The sequence below is a fragment of the Micromonospora sp. NBC_00858 genome, from assembly GCF_045207365.1.
Lineage (GTDB): Bacteria > Actinomycetota > Actinomycetes > Mycobacteriales > Micromonosporaceae > Micromonospora.
Genome location: NZ_CP108828.1, coordinates 5,769,767 through 5,792,276 on the forward strand (window position 1 = coordinate 5,769,767; position 22,510 = coordinate 5,792,276).

The following is a 22,510-nucleotide window of genomic DNA, read 5'->3' on the forward strand; positions in this document are numbered from 1 at the left end:
CGGCCAACCCGCCCCGGCCCGTGTTGCCGGAACACCCGTCCGCCGCCACCCGTCGATACCCGTCGTTCGACCGCGAGGTGCTGATCATGCAGACCGTCCTCTCCGCCTTCCTGCCCGACGTGCCCCGGGCCGCCGCCATCTGGCTGAGCCTGCTCGGGGTGGTCGTGGTCGCTGTCGCCGCCCTGCTGCTGCGGCCCGGCAAGTTCCGCCTCGACCCGGGCTCCCGGATCCGTCGCGCGGCCATGCCCAGCCAACTCGAACAGGCCCACGAGGAACGGGAGCAGAGCCGCTACGCGCAGGAGGTGACGGTGGCCGCCGAGCGGGCCACCACCACCGCCCAACGCCGCCGGACGGAGTGGGTGGCCGCGCAGGAGACCGTCGAGGCCGCCTGGCAGGCGTACGAGGCGGCCGAGGCGGCCGTCCGACGGTTCGGCGCCGCAGCCGCGATGCCGCTGCCGCACACGGCCCGGACCCCGTCCGAGTACGTCGACCGCGAGCGCTACCTGCACCGGGCCGCACTGGACGCGTACTGGCGGCGGGAACTGTCGGTGGAGCAGCTCAGTGACGTCTTCGGGCACCGCGACGGGTGGGACCCGCGGTTGCATCCGGTCGAGCAGGAGCTGGTGTTGCAGCGGGCGATCCGGGACAACCTGGCGGCCCGACACACTGCCGCCGTGGAGCGGGAGCAGGCCGCCTGGCGGGCCGCGGAGTCGGCTGTGGTGGCGGCCCGCAGCCTGCGCGAGGAGGCCCACGAGGCCACCGGACGGCGGGTGGCGGAGTCGGCTTCGGCGTTGCCGCTGAGCGAGGTCGTCCGGCCGCCGGTCGAGCAGACCCGGGAAGACGCCGTGGTCGCCCGCGGACGCGCGGCGGTACCCGCGTTCTGACCGCTGGGATGCGCTGGTGCTGCCCGCCGGCCCCACGCCCGTGCGTAGCGGGCCGGTCCCGTCACCGGGCCGGGGCGGCCGTGGTGGGTTAGCGTGACGGAATGTCTCGACAGGCGTGGGTCCTCGTGGTGATCGCCGGCATCCTGGCCGTCGCCACACTGGCCGGTGCGGTGGTGCTGGCGGTGCGGGTGGTACGGACCCGGCGTCTGCTGAGCGGTCTCGGGGCGGGCGGCAAGGTCGCCTTCTACGGGGCGCTGATCTACACGATCTTCCCGGTCGACCTGCTCCCGGACCCGATCTACCTGGACGACATGGGCGTCCTGGCCGGCGCGCTGATCTACCTGACCCGCCTGGTGCACCAGCGCCGGGCGGCCGATCGCCGGCTGCCCGGGCAGCCGGACGCGCCGCCGGATCCCGACCGGGTACGCCGCCGCGTGCCATGATCGAGGCCGGTTCGGTGGACGGGGGACAGGCATGGCGGGCGATCACCAGTTGGACGTACGCGACGACCGCGTTGCCGCCTTCTGCGCGGAACGGCACCTCGCGACGCTGACCACGCTGCGCGCCGACGGCACCCCGCACGTGGTGCCGGTCGGGGTCACCCTCGACCCGGCAGCCGGGCTGGCCCGGGTGATCACCTCCGGCACCTCCCGCAAGGCCCGCCAGGTAGCCGCCGCCGGCGCGGCAGGCACCCCGGTGGCCGTCTGCCACGTGGATGGCCGCCGCTGGCTGACCATTGAGGGCCGGGCGGTGCTCCGGTCGGATCCGGCCGCCGTCGCGGAGGCGGAGCGCCGCTACGCCGAGCGGTACCGAACCCCGCGCCCGAATCCGGAGCGCGTGGTCATCGAGATCAGCGTTACCGGCCTCCTGGGCAGCCTCTGACGCCGCGCCACCTGCGCCGCTGGTCATCCTTCGCCGGTCATGCGAGTCGTGATCAGGCCGTCCCCGGTGTCCGGTCCGTTGATCGCTGCCCGGATCGTCCGGTTCTTCGCTCGACCCGGTGATGGTGTGGCGGGAGAGCCGTGAGCAGCGGCACGTCGAACCCGGAATCCCGCCCGGCCAGCAGCCGTTGCACCTGATCGCACCGCGCCTTGCCGGTTGCCGGCGGCGGAATGCCCGCCGGAGCAGGACGGTTACGTCCCCGGTGAGCCCACGGCCCGAGGCCGCCGCGGGTCGTCGCCCACCTCGATGAGCCGAGCGCCATTCCCGGTGCTGCTGCCCTCCACCAGTTGGAGGCACCAACCCCCGAGGAGACTCGACCATGAACCCGATCATCCAGAAGAGCACGCTGTCCGTCGCCGGCCTGCTGGTCGCCGGCGGTTGCGCCCTCGGTCCCGCACTGGCCGCGCAGGCCGCCCCGGTGCAGGGCACCCCGACCCCGTCGAGCCAGACCGACCGGGGCAGCCAGCCCGGCCGCTCCGCCGAGCGGATCCTCGGCATCGACTACCAGGCCCAGCCAAACTTCTACTACTGCGGCCCGGCAGCGACCCGGATCGCGCTGTCCGCCCAGGGCAAGGCTCTGTCCCAGGACGAGGTGGCCAAGCTCCTCGGCACCACCGAGGCGGGCACTCCCTCGGCCCTGGACACCACCCGCGTGCTGAACGAGCTGACCGGCGGCAAGTACCGGACCACCGAGATCCGTGACTCGGTGGCCCGCCCCGAACAGGTCGAGCAGCTACGCCGGGACGTGCTGGCCGCGCTGGACGCCGGCCGACCGGTGGTGGCCAACATCAAGGGCACGGCCGTGGACACCGACGGCAACCCGCACTCGTACGAGGGCGGCCACTACCTGACCCTGGTCGGCTACCGCGACGGGGGCGACACCATCCGGATCGCCGACCCGGCCAACCCGGCGCTGGGCGAGTACTGGATGAGCCTGCCGAAGGTCGCCAACTGGATCGCCGAGCGCGGCTACTCCTCCTGATTCTGGCGGTTCACCGGGCCGGTCTCCCCCTGTCGGGGAGGCCGGCCCATTCGTCGTGCCGGGTCCGAGCGCTGAGCCGCGTCCGCCTGCGGACCCGGGCGGCGCGGTTCGGCGGGGCCCGGTGGATCTGCCGACGGGGCGGCGGATGGACTTCCGCCTCACCGGCGCCGGCCGCTCGGCGCACCATCCGATTGGCGTCGTCCGGGTCGCAACCGGTGGCCCGGAGCAGGTCGCTGCACGCGGTACGCAGGCCGGTCACCAGCGCGTCGCCGAACGAGTGCACCCCGATCGCAGTGGACCGACCGGCCAGTTCGGCGCATTCCCGCACCAGCTGGCGGGTCCGCTCGGGATCCTTGCCGCTCCGGTGCTCGGAGTGCATCTCGGCCACCGCCTCGCCCAGCCGGGCCACCGCATTCGGCAACTCGTCCGGAATCGGCTCACCGTACTGGAGAGCGGTCGCCGTCCAACGAGCCAGCGCTCGGACGTCCAGCGTCAACCGCTCCAGGTGCTCCGCGCCGTTGGCGTACCGGCGGTACTGCTGACGCCGGTGCCAGCGGGCCGGCGCGATCGTCACCACCTCCTCCGCCCCGCTGAGCGACTCGTGCAGCCGACCCAGGTCACCCTCGGTGGCGCGCAGCCGCTCCAGAATCTGCACCGCCCGTTCGGCGTCGCGCTCCCGCAGCGTCTGTGCCAGTTCGGCGAGCTGCTCGCGAAGGACCGTGACGATCGGCGCCACGGCCCGGTCCAGCACGCGCATCGGATTGACCGGCAACAGCAGAGCGACGACCAGCAGGCCGACCACCCCACCGACCAGTGCGTCGAAGATCCGGGGCAGCTCCAGGCCGCGTCCCATCGGGGCCAGCGTGGCGATCAGCACGGCGGTACCACCGGCCTGACCGACCAGCGCGCCACCCCGTCCCGCCACCAGCAGCGCGCTGGCGATGGCGAGCGCGACCACCGCGCCGGTCTGCCACGGCCCCGAGCCGAGCAGGAAGCGCAGCGCGTCACCGATGACGATGCCGATGCCCACCCCGGCCAGCAGCTCGAAGGTGCGCCGGGCCCGCTGCCCGATAGCGGTGGCGATCGTACCGACGGCGGCGGCCGGCGCGAAGACGTGCGCTCCGGGGCCGAGCAGGTGCTGGGCGATCAGGGCGGCCAGCGCCGCGGCCAGCCCGGCCTGGATCGCGATCACCAGGGTGATCTCCCACTGCCGGGCCCGAACCCGGCCGGCCTGCCCGCCCCGGCGCCGCACCTGTTCGACTGCCTGGCCGCCCAGCTCGGCGGCCTCGCCGAGCCGCGACCGGTCGCGGTCGGCTGGTGGGCGGTCATCGGCCATGGCGACGGTTACCCGGGCGCCTCGCGGACAATCGTGCCAGGCCCCGCCGGGTGCAAACCGGGCAATTCTTCCTTCACCGGATGACTCGGACTACCTGGGCGCACCCACCACGCCAGCGCCTCAACCGGCGTTGGAGCGATATGGGTGTCGGCGCGCCACTGGCCGGGTACCGACCTCGCGGAGATCGAGGAGGACCGACATGGCGGTAGACGAACCCGGGGCGGGCACCGGGGCGACGACGGACGGCTCCGGGCCGCGCCAGGCGTGGGCGGCCCTGCCCTGGCTGGTCCGGACCGCGGTGCTGTGGAGCGCCTGCCTGGTGGTGGTCGTCGCCGGGCTCTACCTGTTGGGCCGGATCGCCGTACTCCTGGCGCCGCTGGCCATCGCGCTGGCCGCAACCATCTTCCTCACCGCGCTGCTCGACCCGGTGCTGCTCCGGCTGCGCCGGCTGCGGCTACCCGGGTCGCTGGCCGCGCTGCTCACCGTGCTGCTGCTCCTCGGCATCCTGGTGGGGGTCGGCGCGCTGGTTTGGAACCTGACCGCCAGCCAGTTCGACCAGCTCAGCCAGGAGCTGACCCAGGGGCTGGACCGAAGCCGGGACTTCGTCACATCCACCCTGCCGGTCACCGACGCCCAACTGGACCGACTGGTCGACCAGGCGCGGCAGGGGCTGGGTGGCAGCTCGCCGGACCCGGTGGCCGGTGCCCGGACCGCCAGCGAAGTGGTCGGCTCCGCGCTGCTCGCCCTGGTGCTGCTCTTCTTCCTGCTCAAGGACGGCCGGTCCATGTGGCACTGGGTCCTGTCCCGGATGACCGGCCCGAACCGGCCCCTGGTGACCGAGGCCGGCCGGGCCGGATGGCAGACGTTGGGCGCGTACAGCCGGGGCACGATGCTGATCGCCGCGATCGACGCGATCGGCATCGGCCTGGCCCTGGTGGTGCTCGGAGTGCCGCTCGCCCTGCCGCTGGCGCTGATCACCTTCCTCGGGGGCTTCGTGCCGATCATCGGGGCGACGGTGGCCGGCGCGGTGGCGGTGCTGGTGGCGCTGGCCGCCAACGGGCCGACCACCGCGCTGCTCACCCTCGCCGCGGTGATCGCCGTGCAGCAGATCGAGGGCAACCTGCTGGAGCCGCTGGTCATGAAGCGGCAGGTCCGGCTGCACCCGGCGGTCATCCTGGTGGCGGTCACCGCCGGCACCCTCATCGCTGGCATCGCCGGCGCTTTCGTCAGCGTTCCGATCACCGCCGTCCTCTGGCGCATCATCGACACCGTGCAACGCCACCACTCCGCCTCGGGCGCCCCCGCTCCAGTAGGGGTGACCGATCCCCCGCCGACCTCATGATCGACGTACCGGGCTGGGAACAGCGCGGCTGAGGTGGGTGGTGAACCAGGTGCCGGCGTGGTCGGCGACCTGCTCGAGGGTGCCCGGCTCCTCGAAGAGGTGGGTTGCCCCGGGGACCACCCGCAGCTCGCCGACCTCCCCCAGCTCGGCCAGCGCCTGCTCGTTGAGCGCGATCACTTCCTCGTCCAGGCCACCGACCAGCAGCAACGTCGGCGTACGTACCTGGGCCAGAGCGGTGCCGGCCAGGTCCGGTCGCCCGCCCCGGGAGACCACCGCGCCCACCCGGTCGGCGCGGGACGCCGCCGCGACAAGGGCGGCGGCGGCACCCGTACTGGCCCCGAACAGGCCGATCGGCACCTCACCGGCGGGGCGCTCGGCCGCCAACCAGTCGACGATGCCGGCCAGCCGACTGGCCAGGAGCCCGATGTCGAACCGCAGTTCGGCGGTGCGCGCGTCCACCTCGTCCTCGGCCGGGGTGAGCAGGTCCACGAGCACCGTGCCGAGCCCTCGGCCGTTCAGCGTCTCGGCCACCGCCACGTTGCGGGGGCTGTGCCGGGAGCTGCCGCTGCCATGCGCGAAGAGCACCACGCCGCCCGGTTGAGCGGGCAACATCAGGTCGGCGGGGAGCTGGGCGTCCCCGACCGGAATGGTCACCGTGCTGCGTTGCTCGTCCATGCCCCACCTCCGCGTGCTGGCCTTCGTCCCGGATACCCCGCCTGCCGCCTGGCACGCCCCCGCACCGCCGCCGGGCCGCGTTTGCCGGATGGGCCGCCGGGTACGCGACGGGCGACCGCAGACCGTGTCGGCGCAGCCGCGCCCCGACGGATCGCGAGGATCGCCATGGCTCAGCAGCAGTCGTCCCGGCAACAGCAGATGAGCGAGCGGGACCGGCGCCAACAGGACGCCGAGCGCAACCGGGACTGGGCGGACGACGCCGCGCAGGCCCGCCTACCCGATGATCCCCGGGCGATGGCGCCCCGGGACGCGATCGGACGCCCGTCGACCGGCGAGCCCATCTGACCTCGAAGTCGACGACCGGGCGGGCACCGGCCCGTCAGGTGGCGGCCGGGGCGGGATCACTCCCGCCCCGGCCGTCACTGCTCGTGCTCGGGCAACCGCATCAGCGGCGACCGACCCGGCGGCTGCTCCGGCGGCGGCCCGGACGGGTCGGCCGGCGGCACCGGCACGGTGACCGGCTCATCGAAGGTGACCCGCAGCAGCTGGTCGTGGTGGCGCAACTCCACCACATCGTCCGGCCCACCGTGGCGCAGCGAGTACGTGGTCTGGTGCGGCCGTACATCCACCCGCAGTGCCAGCCCGCGCCACTGGAGGGAAAACTCCAGCCGGCTGAGCCGGCTGGAGAGCCGAGGCGCGAACGACAGCTCACCGTCGTGGTCCCGCAACCCGCCGAGCCCTCCGACCAGGGCGAGCCACGCGCCGGCCAGTGAGGCCATGTGCACGCCGTCCCGGGTGTTCTCGTTGAGGTCGTGCAGATCCATCAGCGCGGCTTCGCGCAGGTAGATGTGCGCCAGCTCGGGATGGCCCACCTCGGCGGCGAGCACGGCCTGGGTGCAGGCCGACAGCGACGAGTCGCGCACGGTCCGGCGCTCGTAGTAGAGAAAGTTGCGCACCTTCTGCTCGGGGGTGAACGCGTCCCCCCGCCAGTGCATGGCCAGGACCAGGTCGGCCTGCTTCACCACCTGCTTGCGGTACAGCTCGAAGTACGGGTAATGCAGCAGCAGCGGGTACTTCTCCGCCGGCGTGTGCGCGAAGTCCCACTCCTCGAGCCGGGTGAAACCCTCCACCTGCTGGTGGACGTCGAGCTCCTCGTCGTACGGGACGTGCATCGAGGTGGCCGCGTCCCGCCAGCTCGCCGCCTCCTCGTCGGTGACCCCGAGGTGGAACGCCGCCTCCCGGTAGCGCATCACCACCTCGGCGGCGGCGAGCAGGTTCCGCTGCGCCATCAGGTTGGTGTAGAGGTTGTCGTTCTTCACCGCGGTGTACTCGTCCGGGCCGGTGACCCCGTCGATGTGGAACTGCCCGTGCCGGTCGTGGTGGCCGACCGAACGCCACAGCCGGGCGGTCTCCACCAGCAGGTCGAGCCCGATCTCCTGCTCCAACTCGGTGTCCCCGGTGACCAGCACGTAGCGCCGCAGCGCGTCGGCGATGTCCGCGGCGATGTGGAAGGCCGCTGTGCCGGCCGGCCAGTACCCGGAGGACTCCGGGCCCTCGATGGTCCGCCAGGGAAAGGCGGCACCCTTGAGGTTGAGCGTCTCGGCTCGCTCCTTGGCCTGCTCCAGCGTGCTGTGTCGCCAGTGCAGCGCGTTGCGCACCGCGCTCGGCTGGGTGTAGGTGAGCACCGGCAGGACGAACATCTCGGTGTCCCAGAAGGCGTGCCCGTCGTAGCCGGGGCCGGTCAGCCCCTTCGCCGCGATCGGCCGACGCTCGGCCCGGGCACCGGCCTGGAGCACGTGGAAAAGGCCGAACCGGACGGCCTGCTGCACCTCCGGGTCCCCGTCGACCCGCACATCGGCCGCGTCCCAGAACTCGTCGAGGTAGCCGCGCTGCTCCCGGCAGAGCCCGTCCCAGCCGTCCAGCCGGGCCCCGGCCAGCGCCGCGCCGACCTGGTCTCGCAGGGCGGGCAGCGACCGCCGGCTCGACCAGCCGTACGTCAGGTACTTGACCACCCGCAGCTTCTCGCCGGGCTTGAGCACGCAGCCGATCGTGGTGCGGACCCAGTCCTCGTAGCCCTCGGACTCGATGGTGGTGCGGTCTGGCCCGTGCACCTCGTGCTCCATCGCGGCGGCCACCCGCAGCCCGGAGACCTTGGTGCGGTGGATCAGCTGCCCACCGTCCGGGGTGGTCAGCTCCTCCTCGGCCTGCAACGGCGACTCCAGCACCGCGGCGACCCGGGGGTCCTTGCTCTGCGCGGGCAGCGTCTCGTTGGCCACCAACTCGGACTGCACGATCAGCCGGAGCGGGCCGTCAACGGCCTCCACCTCGTAGTTGATGGCGGCGACCGACCGCTGGGTGAACGACACCAGTCGGGTGCTGCGGACCTTGACCTCCCGGCCGGCCGGCGAGCGCCAGTGCAACTCCCGGTGCAGGGTGCCGGCCCGCAGGTCGAGGATCCGCTCGTGGGCGAGCAACTCGCCGTAGCGCACGTCGAGCGGCTCGTCGTCGACCAGCAGCCGGATCAGTTTGCCGTTGGTGACGTTGACGATGGTCTGCCCGGACTCGGGGAAGCCGTAGCCGGCCTCCGCGTAGGGCAGGGGGCGCAGCTCGTAGAACGAGTTGAGGTACGTGCCGGGCAGGCCGTGCGGCTCGCCCTCGTCGAGGTTGCCGCGCAGCCCGACGTGGCCGTTGGAGAGCGCGAAGACCGACTCCGACTGGGCCAGCACGTCCATGTCCAGCCGGGTCTCCCGGACGTGCCACGGTTCGACCGGATAGGCCCGTTCCCGGATCACGCGAGACCCCGCTCTCCGGTCGGGCGTGCCGCCGACGGGTGGGCGTCGTCCGCTTCGAGCAGCTCCGCGAGGTCCTTGACCACGATGTCGGCGCCGTGCGCGCGCAGCTCGTCGGCCTGTCCGACCCGATCGACGCCGACCACATAGCCGAAGCCGCCGGCCCGGCCGGCGGCCACCCCGGACAGCGCGTCCTCGAAGACGGCGGCCTGCGTCGCGTCGACGCCGAGCAGCCTGGCCCCGGCCAGGAAGGTGTCCGGGTGCGGCTTGCCACGCAGCCCCTGCGCCCGGGCGACCAGCCCGTCGACCCGCGCCTCCAGCAGTGGTTCCAGTCCGGCGGCAGCGACCACCTCGCGCCCGTTGGCGCTCGCGGTCACCACGACCCGACGCAACCCAGCGGCGGTGGCCTCCTTCAGGTAGCGCACCGAGCCCGGGTAGACCTCGACACCGGAGCTGCGCAGGCGCTCCAGCAGCAGGACGTTCTTGCGGTTGCCGACGCCGTTGACGGTGTCGGCGTCCGGCGGGTCGTCCGGGCTGCCTTCGGGGAGCACGATCCCGCGGGAGGCGAGGAACGACCGGACGCCGTCGGCGCGGGGCCGGCCGTCGACGTAGTGGTTGTAGTCCGCGCCGGGATCGAACGGCTGGAACGGCTCACCAGTCGCCGTGGCCCGCTGCCGGAGGAACTCGTCGAACGTCCGCGTCCAGGCGGCGTTGTGCACCCGGGCGGTCTGCGTCAGCACACCGTCCAGATCGAAGAGACAGGCGGTCACATGAGCAGGTAGGCCCAGCACGCTACGAATCTAACCACCCAGCCAGGCCGCCAAACCCCGTTTCCGCCGCCGCCAGCGCGGCTCACTGCGGCCGCAGCGTCCAGACCACGGTCATCGCCGAGGTGAGCGTGCCGTCCTCGGTGGCGATCTCCACCTCGACCGGGAACTCGGGTCGCTGGCCGGACTCCAGCTCTTCGATCACATCGAGAGCCGGCCGGCCGAGCCGCGCGGTGGCCAGCACCGGCCCCAGTGCCAGCTTGCGGTAGGCGATCTCGGCCCGGACGGCGAGCGGCACGGCTCGGTCCAACAGCTGCCCGAAGGCGGCCAGCACCACCGCGCCGGAGGCCGTCTCACCGAGGGTGAACATGGCTCCGGCGTGCGGCCCGCCGACGTGGTTGTGGGTGGCCGGCGAGTCGGGGAGCCGGACGACTGCCCGCACCCCGCCCTCCGCCTCGGGGGCCACCTCGACGATTTCGAAACCGAGCGTACGGGCGAACGGCACCGCTTCCAGCAGGCCGGCCGCCACCTGGCGAGAGTCGATGGTCATGCCCTGACGCTACTCGCGGGTAACTTGCCGGGGCAAGGCCGGCGTGGGTTCGGCCGGTGTTCATTGTTCGAACATTCGCCGGCCACCAGCGGATCACCCATTTCCACTAGCCCTCTCGGCGCACACGAAAATTGTCGAATGCGGCAAGCCGAATCAGGTGAACAGCCGGCGAATAACCGGGGTTCCCGCACCGGAATCTGTGGGCTATACGCCTGATCAGAGCGCCTCCCGGAGGGCGGCCGGGGCAGCGCAGAGTGCTATAACCTGGCGCGGAACTGGAGGAATGAATGACGTCGACGCCCGCAGCCATCACACAAAAGCTGCACATCCCCGCCTTGACCGGATTGCGCTGGTTCGCTGCTCTCGCTGTTTTCTTTCATCACTCGGCAGCGCACGAGTCGCTGCCGGATCCGGTCCGCCGGATCATGGGAGCGGGCAGCAACGGCGTCACTTTCTTCTTTCTCTTGTCGGGGTTCGTCATCGCGTTGAACTACTTCGACGGCGCCACTCGGCCGAGCCCCCGCAGCACCTGGAACTACCTGATCGGTCGGCTGGCCCGGGTCTACCCGCTCTATCTGCTGGTCCTCGTCGTCGTCTGGCTGGCCGTGGACGACCACTCCAACGTGAGTCGGTTCCTCATCCAGGTCCTCGCCCTGCAGTCCTGGCATCCGTCGCTCGTCGTCACTTACGGCATCAACGCACCGGGCTGGTCGATCGGCGTCGAGTTCTTTCTCTACGCCTGCTTCCCGCTACTGGTGTTGGCGCTGCGCCCGATCGCCAACAACGCCAAGGCTCTCCTCGCCGTGGCCGTGGCGGCGATAGTCGCGGCCTTCGTACTCGCGGCGTTGTTCCAGCACTTCCGCAACGGTCTGCCCGCCACGAACCCGTTCAGTGCGCACCGGTGGCTCTACCGAACGCCCGCCACCCGCCTGGGGGACTTCACGCTCGGCATGGTGGCGGCACTGCTCCTCCGCCAGGCCAAGCGGTCGTGGCCCGCGTCGGCCGCCCGGGACCGGGTGCTGTCGCCGTTGCTCACCTGGCTTCCCCTCGCGGCGGCACTGCTGCTGATGGCCTGGCCCGGCCGGACCCACTACTACGCCAGTTACGACGCGATGTGGATGCTCCCCGGAGTGCTGCTCTTCTTCGGCCTGAGCCAGTACCCACAGTCCGCGCTCGGCCGCTTTCTCAGCACCCGGCTCGTCGTGTTTCTCGGCGAGGTCTCCTTCGCCTTCTATCTGGTGCATCGCCCGCTGATGCAGGTGGTCGGTGCAGCGTCGTGGGTGGACGACAGCTTCATGGCCTACTTCACCAAGATGACGCTGCTCATCGTCTTCATCACTGCGGTCGCGACCGCCTGCCACTTCCTCTGGGAGCGGCCGGCCCAGCGGTTCGTCAACCGCTGGCTGAGGATCAAGTCGCCGGCCGCGCCCAGCAGCAGGCCCACCACGCCTGCGTGATCGACAAGGGTCGTCAGAGGTTGCCGATGGTCCGCAGGATCTCCGCGTAGAAGTTGCCGTCGATGCTGCGGAAGAACGCGAAATCCTGCCCCGGGTCGCCGAAGAACGGACGCAGCGTCCAGGCCAGTTGGGTGCCGACGAAGCCGAAGAGCAGGATCCAGATGTAGAGCAGGGTCATGCTGGCCGGCCGCTGCGTCGGCTCGGCGCGCCGTGCCGGCGGGTTGCCCCACGGGCGCTGCGGCTGCGCGTAACCGGGCGGCAGCATGCCGGGCGGGAAGGAAGCGACGGCCGGCTGCCCGGCCCACTGGGCCGGGACCTGCGCCGGGACCTGCGCCGGGACCTGGGCCGGGACCTGCGCGGCGGGCGACGCCACGTCGGGGGTGGCGCCGTTCGGGACCGCACCGGCCGACCCGGCCGCCGCCGCTCCGGCCGGCACGGCCACCGGCTCGGCGACCTGGCCAGCCACCGGGGCGGCAGCGGGCGCCGTGCCTGCGGGCACCGCGGCCGGCACGGCCTGCGCCGGGGCCTGAGCCTGGGTCTGGGCCTGAGCCTGGGCCTGGGCCGCCTCCGGGGCGAGCAGACCGTGGTCGTTGAGCACCTGCATGCCACCGGTCAGGAAACGCAGCCCGACCAGCGCCGACAGGGTCAGGATCGCCACGTTGAGCAGCTTGAAGAAGCCGTAGTCGGGCGCGGTAATCAGGAAGAAGAGGCTGATCGGCGCGAACGCCACCGCGAGCATCGAGGTGACCGTAATCGCCACCATCACCAGCGCCAGCGACTGGCGCACCGAGAGCCGGGCACCGAAGACCAGGTTGAACAGGTAAAGCGTGGGCAGGCAGATGGCCAGCGTGACCAGGAACAGCAGCGGCAGCTTCAGCGCGGAGGTCAGCGCCATCAGCGGGCTGTGGAAGGCGCCCAGCACCGCACCGTAACAGGCGAGCGCGATGGCGGAGCTGGCCAGCATCCGCCCGGTCATCGCGTTCAGGTCACGCTCGGCCACGATCTGCTGCCAGATGCCCTGCCGGTCGCGCAGGATGCGCTCGATGACGAGCGGGCTGGGACGATCACCCGACACGGGTGGACCCCTCTCGGTGGTCTTTAAAGTGGACTGGGTGCGCAGACGGTAGGACACCGGGTGGCGCCTCCGCCACCCCGCTCCGGCGTGGTGTCAACGCCACCCCACGTCGATCCGGGCTCCGCGCTCGTCGAAGAAGTGCAGCGCGTCCATCCGGACCGAGACGGCGAGCGCGTGGCCGGCGGCAACCGCCGGGTACGGCGCCAGCCGCACGGCCAGCTCCGCCGGCCGGCGATGGTGTCGGCCCGGATCGGGGAGCACGCTGGTCCGGGTGCCACCACCCGCCACGTCTTCCGCCTCCACGGGCTTGCCGGTGAGTCGCTGCATCACCGAGCCGAACCGGCGCAGGCCGCGCTGGCCCACCGGCGCCGGGTCCAGCCGCGTGCCCATCTCGTCGACCACGATCGCGGTCGCCCCGATGTCGAGGAACGCCAGTGACTCGTGCCCGTGGTGCTCCAGGTAGCGGATCCGACCACGCAGCACGTCGCCGGGGCTGTCCGGGGAGACCGGGGTGAGCGCCTCGGCCCGCATGCCGACGACGATCCGCTCACCGTGGTAGTGCGCGATCGCCCGGCTGCGGATGTCGTTCCAGGGCAGGTAGAGCGACTGCTCGCCGAGGTTGAGCGTGACGTACCGGTCGAGGTGGACGTAGACCGACGCCTCCAGCAGGTTCATCCGCGGGCTACCCAGGAAGGCGGCCACATAGAGCGTCGCCGGCCGGCCGTACACCTGGGTGGGGGTGCCCACGTCCTGGAGCACGCCGCGACGCATGATGGCCACCCGGTCGGCCATGGTGAGCGCCTCGGCCTGGTCGTGGGTGACGTAAACGGTGGTGACGCCCAACTCCCGGGTCAGGCCCGAGATCTCCGCGCGCAGCTCGGCGCGCAGCCCGCTGTCGAGGTTGGACAGCGGCTCGTCCATCAGGAACAGCCCGGGTCGACGGACGATCGCCCGACCCATCGCGACCCGCTGCCGCTGGCCGCCGGAGAGCTGGCCGGGCTTGCGGGCCAGCACGTCGCCGATGCCCAGCGCGCTGGCCACGTCGCTGACCCGCTCACCCCGCGGTTCCGGCTCCACCCCGGCCAGCCGCAGCGGAAACGCGATGTTGTCGCCGACGGTCATGTGCGGATAGAGCGCGAAGTCCTGGAAGACCATGGCGATCTTCCGATCCCGTGGTGGCAGGTCGTTCGCGAGTTCCCCGTCGAGCAGCACCGCGCCCTGGGTCGGATCCTCCAGCCCGGCGATCATCCGCAGCACCGTGGACTTGCCGCAGCCGGACGGGCCGAGCAGCACCATGAACTCGCCGTCGTTCACGTCCAGGTTGACGCTGTCGACGGCCAATGTGCCGTCCTTGAAGATCTTGGTGACATCCTTGAGCGCGACGGTGGTCACCGTCTCCTCCCCCAGCTCGTCGACCGAACCCCACAAGACTGTGACCAGGATCATTGAATTAGCACATCGGGTGAACGTCTCATGTTCGATCGGTGACGCTGCAATTAAGCGACAGAGGGCCGGCGCCGGACGCGATCAACAGCGCGGCGACAGCCCCACCGACTCGCCCAGAAACACCCGGCGCACCACCCGCTCCGCCGCGCGCCCGTCGTCCAGCGCGCAGAACCGGCCCCGGAAGTGCTCGCGGGCCTTGGCCGCCGCGTCCGAGCGCAGCGCGTCGGTACGGAACAGGTCGAGCAGGTCGGCGAAGGTGACGGCCACCGCGCCCGGCGGCTCCGCCGTGACGTCGAAGTAGACCCCCCGGGCCAGCCGGTACGCCTCCCAATCGGGGGCGTAGAGCACGATCGGCCGGTCCAGCACCGCATAGTCGAACATCGCCGAGGAGTAGTCGGTGACCAGCACGTCGGCGATCAGGTAGAGGTCCTCCACCCGCTGGTAGCCGCTGACGTCGCGGACCCGCTCCCGGTCCACCGCCCGGCGGGGGCGGCGATCCCGGTCATGGAAGTAGTGGCTGCGCATCAGCAGCCGGCCGGAGTCACCCAGCGCGTCGACGAACCGGTCGGGGTCGAACGGCGGCCGGTAGCCGGGCAGATGCTCGCGGTGCGTCGGGGCGTACAGCACCACCTGCTCGTCGGGGCCGAGGCCGAACTCCGCACGTAGTCGGCGCACCTCCTCCGGGCTGGCGGTGGCCAGTCGGTCGTTGCGCGGGTAGCCGACCTCCAGGGTGGTGTACGTGGCCGGGTAAGCCCGGTCCCACATCTGGGTGGAGAAGCTGTTCGCGCTGACGCTGTAGTCCCAGCGGTCCACCCGGCGCAGCAGCCCGGCGAAGTCCATCCGGCCCGCCCCGATCGGATAGCGCTGCTGGTCCAGCCCCATCACCTTGACCGGCGTGCCGTGGTGGGTCTGCACGTGCACCTGTTCCGGCCGCTTACGGACGAAGTCCGGGAAGTTGACGTTGTTGACCAGCCAGCGGGCCCGGGCCAGCGCCCGGTAGTAGGCCGGGGTGCCGGCGATGACGTACTCCGCCCCGGCCGGCACGCTGTCCACCCGGTCCCGGCGCACGATCCACACCCCACGCACCCCCGGCGCCAGCCGGCGGGCCACCTCGTAGATCGCCGCCGGGTTGCAGGCGTACCCCCGGTACCAGTAGGCCGCGTACACCGCGAGCGTCGGATCCACCGGCCGGCGCAGCTCCGCCCGGTAGTACTCGTACAGCAGGCCGTCCCGTGTCAGCCGCGCGCCGCGCCGGGCCGCCGGGCCGACCCGGCGTCGCGCGGTACGGACCTTCCGGCGGGCGACGTCGCGGGTCCGGCTGGCGGTCCGCAACGCGCTGAACGTCCGCCAGCGGCCGGCGGCGACCAGCCGATGCTTGATCCCCTCCACCCCGTCCGGCACCGGGTAGCCGCCGTCCGGCAGCCAACGGGCGTAGTCCGCCGTGATCTGCGCGAAGAAGGCGGGCCGCAGCTCCGGGGCGATCCGCTGGCCGTTGCCGAGCACGGTCAGGTAGTGCCAGATCATCCGCTCGAAGACCGCAGGGCGCAGGGCGCCCACCGCCGGCCCCCAGGAATCCATCAGGTGGAAGACCCGGTGCCACTGCGGGAACACCTCGAAGTGCCGGTCACCCCGGGTCCGGGTGATCGCACCGGCGCGGCGCTGCCGGTAGTTGACGCAGACGAGGTCGAGTACGCCGATCCGCTGCGCCGCCATCAGCACCGGGTAGCTGAACGAGACATCCTCGTACCAGCCGGGCGCGAAGCGGAGACCCAACTCGACCAGGAACTCCCGGCGGACCAGCCGGTTCCACGCGGTGTGCAGCAGCCGCATCGCCTCCGGCCGCTCCCGCAGCCGGAAGGGGGCCGCGCCGGGCGACTCCGGGAACACCTCGGCCATCGCGCTCCGGGTGACGGTGTCGTTCCAGTGCGTCCGGACATGGTCGACCAGCAGCACATCCGGCCGGGTGGCTCGCAGCCGCTCGGCCACCTCCGGCAGGCACTCCGGTGCCAGCCAGTCGTCGCCGTCGAGGAACCACACGTACTCGCCGACGGCCCGGTCCAGCCCGACGTTGCGGGCCGGACCGAGGCCGACGTTCTCCGGCAGCCGGACTGACCGGACCCGCTGGTCGCGGGCCGCGTACTCATCGATGATCTCGCCGCTGGCGTCCGGTGAGCAGTCGTCGATGGCGATCACTTCGAGGTCGGTCTCCGGCTGGCCGAGGATCGAGTCGAGGCACTCGCGCAGGTATCCCTGCACCCGGAAGGCCGGTACCACGAAACTGATCAGGGTCATCCGGCCGTCCCTCCGTCAGCGCGGCGCGGCCCCTCCCGCGCCCACCGGCGCGGCCGACGCCCGCGCGCTACGGGCCGGCCGGACGAACCAGGCCAGGACGGCGCTCGCCACGAAAACCACGAGAAGGTACGTACCGAGTGTAGCCATTCCGATACTCACGATTCCGGCAATCGCGGCGAGGGCCAGCAGCACCGAGCGTCCCTCCCAGCCCAGCGTGGCCGGGTGCAGCGGTGGTGCCGCCTGCCGCTTCTCCAGCCGGGCCGTCAGGTCGTAGTGGTGCACGGTGAGCACGAAGACGTAGCCGAAGATCAGCCACCCCGGCGCCCCGCCGACCACCCCGACCGCGATCGCGAACAGGTACTCGGCGGCCCGCAGCGCGGCGGGCACCAGCCAGTCCAGCGGGCCGTTGTGCGCGGCCCCGGAGCCCAGGCCGCCGACCAGCAGCACCAGCAGCGCCACCGGCACCGCCCACCGCAACCCGTCGGGCGCGTCGGTGAGCAGCGCCGCGACCAGCAGAGCCGCCGAGCCGAGCGCGGCGATCACCGCCAGGGTGAGCGGCCCCATCGGGCGGACCACCGGCAACCGGCGGGCCAACGGACCGTCGTCGCGGTGCAGGGTGGCATCGACGGTGTCCAGCACCGGCACCCACATCCAGCGGGCCCGCAGTGTCCGCAACGCCCCGGTGTACGCGAACGCCAGCACACCCCAGACCAGCACCGCGATGAGGCTGACCAACGGGTTGAACAGCGCCACGGTCAGCGCGATCAGCGCCCACCGCTCGCCGATCGGAAAGACCACGGTCCGCTTCAGCCAGTACGACAGCGAGCCGGTGTCCGCCTGCACCCGGGTCGACGCGGCGTTCAACCGGTCACCGATCCCACCACTGGCACCCGTCGCCGCCCGTGGCCGGCGAGCCGCCTCGTCGTGCAGCACCCCGTACCAGGTGTCGGTCATGTGGCGGACGGTCTGCAACGTCATCGCGGCGATCGCCAACGCCCAGCCGTTGCCCAGCCCGGCGTGGCTCACCCCGAAGCCCAACCCGGCGTAGACCAGGTACTCCTTGGCCCGGTCGGCCATCGTGTCCAGCCAGCCACCCCAGGCGCTGAAGTGCCGCGTGTAGCGGGCCAGTTGGCCGTCGACGCAGTCCAGCACGAAGCCGAGGTAGAGCAGCACGGCGCCGCTGACCAGCGCGGGTCGACCGCCGACCCCGAACAGCACCGCAGCGGCCAACGCGAAGAGCACCGAGATCACCGTCACCCCGGTCGGGGTGAGCCGGAGCCGGGCCGACAGCCGGACCACGTACGGCGACCAGGTGCTGACGAAGTAGGTGGAGAAGAAGTCGTCCCTCTCCTTCACCGACAGCCGCAATTCGGCCCGGTCCTCGTCGACCGCGGTCACCGCAGCCTCGGCCGCGGCCAGCCCGGCCGCGTCGTCGACCCGGTGCGCGACGAGCAGGCGTACCCGCTGGGCGAAGATCAGGGTGCCGAGCGCGGCGAGACCCGCGACGAGCCGGTCCACGGCGGACCCGGGGCCACCGGCCGCGACCGGCGCGGGACGCTCGCCGGCGTCGGGCCGCCCCGTCCCGGGGGCGGGCTCGAACGGCGCGACGTCCCCGGCCGGGCCGAGCGGGGTGGCGATGGGCAGCAGGCCGATCGCTGCCGCCCGGGCAGCGGCGGCGAGGTTCGGAAGGTCGTCCACGCCGACCCGCAGCGCGCCGCCGAACATGCCGGTGGCGTCGCCGTCGAGAGCGTCCACCGCGCCGGCGTCGACGATCTGGCCGCGCTCCTCACGCACGACGGTCCGCCCGGGCACGGGTGGGTCGCCGAGCACCAGCGCCACCGTCGGCCCCACCGGGCTGGTGGCCAGGTGCCGCAGCACGGCGGTGTGTGCGACCAGGTCGGTGCCGGTGACCAGCAGCGGACCGGTGGCGGAGTCGGCCAGCGCGGCCAACTCGTCGAGGTTGGCGGCGAAGCGCACCTCGTCCGCCCCCGCCCGGCGCAACTGGTCGGCGAGCCGGTCGGCCAGCGGCTCGCCGGTCGCGGTGGTCAGGCCCGCCGCGGGCGTCCCGGCGGCGAGCACGATCGCGACCGTCACCGCGGGACCGCGGCGTGGTACGCGTCGAGCGCCTCGGCGATCGTGCCGTCGAGCGTCAACCGGCCCGCGTCGAGGTACAACCCCCGACGGCAGAACCGGGTCAGGTCCTTTTCGTTGTGTGACACCAGCACGAGCGTGCGCCCCTCCCCGAGCAGACGATCAATCGTCGCGTAACACTTCTTGCGGAACTCCGCGTCCCCGACCGCGGTCACCTCGTCCATCAGCAGGATCGGGTGCGGCAGGTGCGAGATGATCGCGAAACCGAGCCGCACCTTCATCCCCGACGAGTAGTGCCGAACCGACGTGTCGATGGCCCGTTCCACCTGCTCGCCGGCGAACTCGACGATCTCGTCGAAGTGCCGCTTCAGATAGCCCGTCGACAGTCCGTGCAGCCCACCGACCAGGTGCAGGTTCTCCCGCCCGGTCAGGTCGTTGGAGAAACCGGCGGAGAGCTCCAGCAGCGGGGCCACGGCGCCGTGCACCCGGATACTGCCCTCGTCCGGAATGAGCACTCCGGCGATCAGCCGCAGCAGGGTGCTCTTGCCGGTGCCGTTGCGGCCGATCACCCCGACGGTCTCCCCCGGCTCGACGGTGAACGACACGTCGCGCAGCGGCCAGAACTGGCCGGGCAGGGCACCGCGCCCACCCCGGTGGATGAACAGCTCCCGCAGCCGCAACTGGCGGCGACGGTTGCGGACGAACCGGATGCCCAGGCCGTCTGCCTCGATGATCGGCGCGGCCATTCAGAGTTCCTTGAGCACGGCGGGTTCCAACCGGCGGAACGACCACCAGCCGGCGGCCAGCACCAGCAGGCTGACGGCGACCGTGGTGGCGAGCAGCCGGGCGTCCGGGAACTCGTCCGGGTACCAGATCGCGTGGTGCAGCTGGAAGATCCCGACCAGCGGGTTCAGCTCGTACAGCACCTTCAGCCATCCGGGCAGGCCGGACTCCCGGACCAGGCTGAGCGGGTAGATGATCGGCGTGGCGTAGAAGAGCACCCGAATGATCAGCCGCATGAGCCGCTCCACGTCGCGCATCAGCACGTTCCACGCGGAGAGCAACAGCGCGAGCCCGACCAGCAGGACCGCCTGGACGGCCACCGCCAGCGGCAGGGAAAGCAGCGACCAGCCCAGGTGGATCCGGCCGTGCGCCACGTAGATCACCGCGATGGCGATCAGGATCGGCAGCCCGGCCGCGTACTCGGCGAACCGGCCGGTGACCCGGCCGATCGGGAAGACCTGGCGCGGCACGTTCATCGTGGTGATCAGCCGGGACTGGCCGGTCAGGGCGTTGGTCGCCTCGCTCAACGCCGAACTGGTCCACATCCAGGCGAAGATTCCGGTGATCAGGAACAGCGGGTACGACCCGGCCGCCTCGCCGAGGTGCCGCCCGGTGTCCCGGGAGTAAAGCACGCCGAAGACGAACCAGTAGATGGCGCCCATACCCAGCGGCTCGATCAGCGACCAGAAATAGCCCAGCACCGACTGCTGGTACTTGACCGCCAGGTCGCGCCTGACCAGGATTCGCAGCGAGTTGCGGTGCGACCACAACGCCGCGACGCCAGAGGTCACCGCAGCCTCCCGCCTCCTGAAACGGACGACAGGTTAGCAGTCGGTGAACGAATGCCCCGAGTCGGCCAGACTCAGCATTCGATCACGTTGACGGCCAGTCCGCCGCGCGCCGTCTCCTTGTACTTGACCTTCATGTCGGCGCCCGTCTCCCGCATGGTCTTGATGACCTTGTCCAGCGACACCGCGTGCACCCCGTCGCCGCGCAGCGCCAGCCGGGCGGCCGTGATCGCCTTGATGCTAGCCACCGCGTTCCGCTCGATGCAGGGGATCTGCACCAGGCCACCCACCGGGTCGCAGGTCAAGCCGAGGTTGTGCTCCATCCCGATCTCGGCGGCGTTCTCCACCTGTTCCGGAGTGCCGCCCAGCGCCTCGGCGAGCCCCGCCGCGGCCATCGAGCAGGCCGAACCGACCTCACCCTGGCAGCCGACCTCCGCGCCGGAGATCGACGCGTTCTCCTTGAACAGCACGCCGATCGCCCCGGCCGCCAGCAGGAACCGCACCACGCCATCGTCGGTGGCACCCGGCACGAACCGGGTGTAGTAGTGCAGCACCGCCGGGATGATCCCGGCCGCGCCGTTGGTCGGCGCGGTGACCACCCGGCCGCCGGCGGCGTTCTCCTCGTTCACCGCGAGGGCGAACAGCGTCACCCAGTCCATCACGCGCAGCGGGTCGGTGGTCCCGGTGTCCGCCTCCAGGCTGCGCCGCAGCTCCGCGGCGCGCCGCCGGACCTTCAACCCACCCGGGAGTACGCCGTCCCGCTCGCAGCCGCGCTCCACGCACTCCCGCATCACCCGCCAGATCTCCAGCAGGCCAGCCCGGATCTCCGCCTCGCTGCGCCAGGAACGCTCGTTGGCCAGCATCACCTCGCTGATCGACAGGCCACTCGAGGTGGTCGCCTCCAGCAGCTGCGCCCCGGTCAAAAAGGGGTACCGCACCTTGGTGCTGTCCGGCTTGATCCGGTCCGCGCCGGCAGCCGCCTCGTCCACCACGAAGCCGCCACCGACCGAGTAGTAGGTACGGCTGCGCAGCTCGGCACCAGCCCTGTCGTACGCCACGAAGGTCATCCCGTTCGGGTGGTACGGCAGCGACCGGCGGCGGTGCAGGGTCAGGTCCCGGCCCGGGTCGAAGTCGATCTCGTGCGCGTCCAGCAGGCTGATCCGCCGCTCGGCCCGGATCCGCTCGACCCGAGGGCCGACGGTGTCCGTGTCGACCGTCTCCGGCGCCTCGCCGGCCAGCCCGAGCAGCACCGCCCGGTCGCTGCCGTGGCCGTGCCCAGTGGCACCCAGTGAGCCGAACAACTCGGCCTGCACCCGCGTCGTGTCGGTGAGCAGCCCGTCGGCTTTGAGCCCGGCCGCGAAGGTGCGAGCGGCCCGCATCGGCCCCACGGTGTGCGAGCTGGACGGCCCGATGCCGACGCTGAAGAGGTCGAAAACACTGATCATGGCTGCGCTTCCTCGCCGTCGTCCCGTCGTGCGGGATCCGGCCCTGTCGTGGCCGCCTGGTCAGGTGGCCCCGCTCGTGGCCGCCCGGTCGGGCGGCCGCTGGTCACCCAGGGTGTGGGTGCCCAACCAGCGAGCCTACCCGCCCAGCTCACCGCCCACCCGGCCAGCGCGACGCGGCCACCTGACCGCCGCCCACCCGCCGTCTCACCGCCACCTCCTCGCAGCATCCCGGCGCCCATGGCACACGGACCGCCCGCTCGGCCGGCTGCCCGGCCGCCCCAAGATCACGCTCGATCCTGGTTGTAGTGGCCTCCTCCCGCCCCAAGGCCACTACATCCAGGATCGAGCACGATCTCGCGCGGGGCGCGGGGCGCGGGGCGCGGGGCGCGGGGCGCGAGGCGCGAGGCGCGAGGCGCGAGGCGCGAGGCGCGAGGCGCGAGGCGCGAGGCGCGAGGCGCGAGGCGCGAGGCGCGAGGCGCGAGGCGGAGGGCCGCAGGCGGGGCGCGGGAGGCGTTGGAGCGGGGCCGCACGGGTAAGTACCTACGGGTCCACGGGTTGCCGATCCTCCTCGGGACGGAGGGCAAGGTGGCCGCACTTTTCTACCGTGGATTGCAGACGCGGCGTACCGCCGCAGAGTGGGAGTACGACGATGAGTCGCAAACTGGTCCGGCCCCGCCAGGGGCGCATGCTCGCCGGTGTCTGTGCTGGCCTCGGTCAGCGGTTCGGCATGTCCGCCGGGATGGTTCGGCTGCTGTTCCTGCTGTCGCTGCTGCTGCCCGGCACCCAGGTGATCGTCTACCTGATCCTCTGGGTCCTCATGCCGAACGAGGACCGCTACCTCGCGTCGACCCGGCACTGACCCACCC

Annotated in this window: 20 protein-coding genes; 8 read left to right on the plus strand and 12 right to left on the minus strand. The window is 72.0% G+C overall.

The annotated features are described in order from the left end of the window. The first annotated feature begins 86 nt into the window (after positions 1-86). The 4 genes from OG990_RS26880 (at position 87) to OG990_RS26895 (ending at position 2,808) form a co-directional block, all read left to right on the plus strand. Complete coding sequence (locus OG990_RS26880; RefSeq protein WP_406077558.1) at positions 87-884, plus strand: hypothetical protein; 798 nt, start codon at positions 87-89, stop codon at positions 882-884. Between the two features lie 101 nt (positions 885-985). Beyond that, on the plus strand, positions 986-1,327 hold the full coding sequence (locus tag OG990_RS26885; RefSeq protein ID WP_328422926.1) for a YkvA family protein: 342 nt from the start codon (positions 986-988) through the stop codon (positions 1,325-1,327). 31 nt (positions 1,328-1,358) lie between these two features. Next, on the plus strand, positions 1,359-1,766 hold the full coding sequence (locus OG990_RS26890; protein WP_355602061.1) for a TIGR03618 family F420-dependent PPOX class oxidoreductase: 408 nt from the start codon (positions 1,359-1,361) through the stop codon (positions 1,764-1,766). Positions 1,767-2,145: 379 nt separating this feature from the next. Further along, positions 2,146-2,808, plus strand: a complete 663-nt coding sequence (locus OG990_RS26895) for a C39 family peptidase (protein WP_328422922.1) — start codon at positions 2,146-2,148, stop codon at positions 2,806-2,808. Positions 2,809-2,818: 10 nt separating this feature from the next. Here OG990_RS26895 and OG990_RS26900 read toward each other — a convergent pair whose 3' ends face one another. After that, entirely contained in the window at positions 2,819-4,144 is a 1,326-nt protein-coding gene (locus tag OG990_RS26900) for an FUSC family protein (RefSeq protein WP_406077560.1), read from the minus strand. A 199-nt stretch (positions 4,145-4,343) separates the two neighbouring features. Between OG990_RS26900 and OG990_RS26905 the strand changes: the two genes are divergently transcribed. Continuing rightward, the gene (locus OG990_RS26905; RefSeq protein ID WP_386985518.1) at positions 4,344-5,486 is read left to right on the plus strand and encodes an AI-2E family transporter; all 1,143 of its coding nucleotides are present in this window, start codon (positions 4,344-4,346) and stop codon (positions 5,484-5,486) included. On the opposite strand, the gene OG990_RS26910 is transcribed toward OG990_RS26905, so the two are convergent. Further along, positions 5,481-6,161 carry a dienelactone hydrolase family protein gene (locus tag OG990_RS26910; protein WP_355602053.1) on the minus strand — a complete coding sequence of 227 codons (681 nt, stop codon included), beginning with the start codon at positions 6,159-6,161 and terminating at the stop codon, positions 5,481-5,483. The two genes, OG990_RS26905 and OG990_RS26910, sit on opposite strands and share 6 nt — an antisense overlap. A gap of 165 nt (positions 6,162-6,326) precedes the next feature. On the opposite strand from OG990_RS26910, the gene OG990_RS26915 reads away from it, so the two are divergent. Further along, complete coding sequence (locus OG990_RS26915) at positions 6,327-6,506, plus strand: hypothetical protein (protein ID WP_328422914.1); 180 nt, start codon at positions 6,327-6,329, stop codon at positions 6,504-6,506. Between the two features lie 74 nt (positions 6,507-6,580). Here OG990_RS26915 and OG990_RS26920 read toward each other — a convergent pair whose 3' ends face one another. The 3 genes from OG990_RS26920 to OG990_RS26930 form a co-directional block, all read right to left on the minus strand. Next, a complete protein-coding gene (locus tag OG990_RS26920) occupies positions 6,581-8,953 on the minus strand; it encodes a glycoside hydrolase family 65 protein (protein WP_406077562.1) in 2,373 nt (790 codons plus the stop codon). Further along, entirely contained in the window at positions 8,950-9,741 is a 792-nt protein-coding gene (locus OG990_RS26925) for an HAD family hydrolase (protein ID WP_406077563.1), read from the minus strand. Before OG990_RS26925 ends, OG990_RS26920 begins: the two co-directional genes overlap by 4 nt. 61 nt (positions 9,742-9,802) lie before the next feature. Beyond that, positions 9,803-10,267 carry a DUF4442 domain-containing protein gene (locus OG990_RS26930; RefSeq protein ID WP_406077564.1) on the minus strand — a complete coding sequence of 155 codons (465 nt, stop codon included), beginning with the start codon at positions 10,265-10,267 and terminating at the stop codon, positions 9,803-9,805. 287 nt (positions 10,268-10,554) lie between these two features. Between OG990_RS26930 and OG990_RS26935 the strand changes: the two genes are divergently transcribed. After that, positions 10,555-11,724 (plus strand): acyltransferase family protein, encoded by a 1,170-nt coding sequence (locus tag OG990_RS26935; RefSeq protein ID WP_406077565.1) that lies wholly within the window; start codon positions 10,555-10,557, stop codon positions 11,722-11,724. A 13-nt stretch (positions 11,725-11,737) separates the two neighbouring features. Here OG990_RS26935 and OG990_RS26940 read toward each other — a convergent pair whose 3' ends face one another. From OG990_RS26940 to OG990_RS26970, 7 genes are all read right to left on the minus strand, one after another. Continuing rightward, complete coding sequence (locus OG990_RS26940) at positions 11,738-12,799, minus strand: hypothetical protein (RefSeq protein ID WP_406077566.1); 1,062 nt, start codon at positions 12,797-12,799, stop codon at positions 11,738-11,740. 93 nt (positions 12,800-12,892) lie between these two features. Further along, positions 12,893-14,245 carry an ABC transporter ATP-binding protein gene (locus OG990_RS26945; protein WP_406077567.1) on the minus strand — a complete coding sequence of 451 codons (1,353 nt, stop codon included), beginning with the start codon at positions 14,243-14,245 and terminating at the stop codon, positions 12,893-12,895. Between the two features lie 81 nt (positions 14,246-14,326). Beyond that, complete coding sequence (locus tag OG990_RS26950) at positions 14,327-16,537, minus strand: bifunctional glycosyltransferase family 2 protein/CDP-glycerol:glycerophosphate glycerophosphotransferase (RefSeq protein WP_355602040.1); 2,211 nt, start codon at positions 16,535-16,537, stop codon at positions 14,327-14,329. Positions 16,538-16,552: 15 nt separating this feature from the next. Further along, on the minus strand, positions 16,553-18,631 hold the full coding sequence (locus OG990_RS26955) for a DUF5941 domain-containing protein (RefSeq protein ID WP_406077568.1): 2,079 nt from the start codon (positions 18,629-18,631) through the stop codon (positions 16,553-16,555). Then, on the minus strand, positions 18,628-19,374 hold the full coding sequence (locus tag OG990_RS26960; protein WP_357988412.1) for an ABC transporter ATP-binding protein: 747 nt from the start codon (positions 19,372-19,374) through the stop codon (positions 18,628-18,630). The genes OG990_RS26955 and OG990_RS26960 overlap by 4 nt, the downstream gene beginning before the upstream one ends. Then, entirely contained in the window at positions 19,375-20,202 is an 828-nt protein-coding gene (locus tag OG990_RS26965; RefSeq protein ID WP_328422898.1) for an ABC transporter permease, read from the minus strand. It lies immediately after the preceding gene. A gap of 71 nt (positions 20,203-20,273) precedes the next feature. After that, entirely contained in the window at positions 20,274-21,644 is a 1,371-nt protein-coding gene (locus tag OG990_RS26970; RefSeq protein WP_355602034.1) for an L-serine ammonia-lyase, read from the minus strand. A gap of 649 nt (positions 21,645-22,293) precedes the next feature. Between OG990_RS26970 and OG990_RS26975 the strand changes: the two genes are divergently transcribed. Next, on the plus strand, positions 22,294-22,503 hold the full coding sequence (locus OG990_RS26975; RefSeq protein ID WP_139584028.1) for a PspC domain-containing protein: 210 nt from the start codon (positions 22,294-22,296) through the stop codon (positions 22,501-22,503). The last annotated feature ends 7 nt before the right edge of the window (positions 22,504-22,510 follow it).